Here is a 2,301-nt window from a genome sequence, read left to right on the forward strand (position 1 = left end):
TGACGATGTTGACCGCGTTCACCGACCAGAAGTCGGGGAACTCGACGCCGCGCTGCTCGAAGTTGACCGAGCCGTCGCGCCAGTTGGTCATGACGACGTCACGGCGCTCCCAGGCCACCTCGTCGTAAGGGTGGACTCCAGGGGTGGTGTGGATGCGCTCGACGCGCAGCCCCTTGCCGGTCTTGTTGCTCTTGGCTCGGGGACTCCGTGCCGGACCGCTCGCCGTCTCTGTCATGCCGCCTCCCTGTACGGGCTAAAACGCCCTGAAGTGCCCCGTTATTTCCGTGGCACGGTGTTCTGTCTGGTGCTGCGGGCACCCACTCGCCGGCCCGCAACAGGTCTTCTCATCGCCGCCGCCCGGCCGTTCCCGGCATCTGGCGTCCGGGACCGGCCCGCCGGTCAGTCGGCGGCGTGGGCGGGTTCGGGGACCTGGACAGTCCCTCCGGACCCGCTGTCGTCTTCCTGGCTCCCCGCGACAGCCCCCTCGCGGTCCCCGCCGTCCGTGGCGGGCCGCTCCGCCCGCCGGAGTTCCGCGATCGCGGCCTCGAAGTCCTCGAGCGAGTCGAATGCCCGGTAGACGGAGGCGAACCGCAGATAAGCGACGAGGTCGAGCTCCTGCAACGGGCCGAGTATGGCCAGCCCCACGTCATGGGTGGTCAGCTCGGCGCTTCCGGTGGCCCGCACCGCCTCCTCGACGCGCTGGCCGAGCTGGGCGAGCGCGTCCTCGGTGACAGGCCGTCCCTGGCACGCCTTGCGCACACCGTTGATGATCTTGGTGCGACTGAAGGGCTCGGTGACTCCGGACCGCTTGACCACCATGAGCGAGCACGTCTCCACGGTCGTGAATCGACGGGAGCAGTCGGGGCACTGGCGGCGCCTGCGGATCGACGTGCCGTCGTCGGTCGTACGGCTGTCGACGACACGGCTGTCGGGGTGCCTGCAGAAGGGGCAGTGCATGAACTCCCATCCCTCCTCACAGCAGACTCAATAGCCCCGTCAGGCCTCTCGGGCCTCACGAAGCAGCTCCAGCATAGGCGATCTCGGAAGGCGCCAAGACCCGGGGGACCACAACTTCTGGGCTGCTGCCGCAATCCAACCACTAGATGTGGGGATTGGCTCATACATGCACGTCCTGCACGCGTGTCGCGCGCATCGGGCCGGGCACAGGGCATCACGCATGGGGAGACGCCGTGCACGGGGAGGGGAGGGGCCGTGCGACTCCCGAAGAAAGCGGGGGCCGCTTCCCGCGCCGCGGGACGCCCGATGGCAGACTGAGGCCCACCGGAGCCCACCGGCGCAAGGTCATCGCCCCGGCGGTGAAGAGTACAACAATAGGCCCGTTTGTCCGGCGGGAAGCGTGGCGGCCGATACACCCCAGCGGGAGATTGCGCACAGCGATTCGCGATTTTTCACTCGAACGTGTGTTTGGCGCAACCTTTCGAAAGCAACTACCGTTGTGCTGCAGGGAGACCATCGAGAGGGGCCGACGTGACCACCACCGCAGACAGTGCCGCCATCACTGCCCAGGACCGTTCCCAGGGCCGACTCGAGCCGGTGCATGCGATGAACGAAGCCATGAACCCCGAGGGGCACAAGCGCTCCCTGCCGGGCCGACCTCCTGGCATCCGGGCGGACAGCTCCGGGCTCACCGACCGCCAGCGCCGGGTGATCGAGGTCATCAGGGATTCGGTGCAGCGACGCGGCTATCCGCCGTCGATGCGTGAGATCGGCCAGGCGGTCGGCCTCTCCAGCACCTCCTCCGTGGCACACCAGCTGATGGCACTGGAGCGCAAGGGTTTCCTGCGCCGCGACCCGCACCGCCCGCGCGCGTACGAGGTGCGCGGCTCCGACCAGGCCGCTCCCGTGCAGCCCGCGGACACCGCCGGCAAGCCGGCCGCGTCCTACGTCCCCCTCGTCGGCCGTATCGCCGCCGGTGGACCGATCCTCGCCGAGGAATCCGTCGAGGACGTCTTCCCCCTCCCCCGGCAGCTCGTCGGTGACGGTGAGCTGTTCGTGCTGAAGGTCGTGGGCGACTCCATGATCGAAGCCGCGATCTGCGACGGCGACTGGGTCACGGTCCGCCGCCAGCCCGTCGCCGAGAACGGTGACATCGTGGCGGCGATGCTCGACGGTGAGGCAACCGTCAAGCGCTTCAAGCGCGAGGACGGCCACGTCTGGCTCCTCCCCCACAACGCGGCCTACGAGCCGATCCCCGGCGACGACGCGACCATCCTGGGCAAGGTGGTGGCCGTTCTGCGCCGCGTCTGAACGCGGCGCGGGGTCGGCCTCGACCGCCGCCCC

At 69.1% G+C, this 2,301-nt stretch carries 3 protein-coding genes; 1 reads left to right on the plus strand and 2 read right to left on the minus strand.

Translation table 11 applies throughout. The features are described from left to right. The coding region (locus RIM90_RS31440) for a hypothetical protein (RefSeq protein ID WP_309064135.1) at window positions 1-235 on the minus strand (235 nt) is incomplete at its 3' end. Between the two features lie 164 nt (window positions 236-399). Beyond that, window positions 400-957: a transcriptional regulator NrdR gene (gene nrdR / locus RIM90_RS31445; RefSeq protein WP_309064136.1), complete on the minus strand. Its 558-nt coding sequence runs from the start codon at window positions 955-957 to the stop codon at window positions 400-402. A 531-nt stretch (window positions 958-1,488) separates the two neighbouring features. Between nrdR and lexA the strand changes: the two genes are divergently transcribed. Continuing rightward, on the plus strand, window positions 1,489-2,268 hold the full coding sequence (lexA, locus tag RIM90_RS31450; RefSeq protein ID WP_309064137.1) for a transcriptional repressor LexA: 780 nt from the start codon (window positions 1,489-1,491) through the stop codon (window positions 2,266-2,268). The last annotated feature ends 33 nt before the right edge of the window (window positions 2,269-2,301 follow it).

Origin of the sequence: Streptomyces sp. (assembly GCF_031181555.1) — a bacterium.
In the GTDB taxonomy this organism is placed as follows: domain Bacteria; phylum Actinomycetota; class Actinomycetes; order Streptomycetales; family Streptomycetaceae; genus Streptomyces; species Streptomyces fimbriatus.

Bases quoted from the DNA above. Each gene is read 5' to 3' on its own strand.
- nrdR (WP_309064136.1), bottom strand. From the start codon at position 957: ATGCACTGCCCCTTCTGCAGGCACCCCGACAGCCGTGTCGTCGACAGC.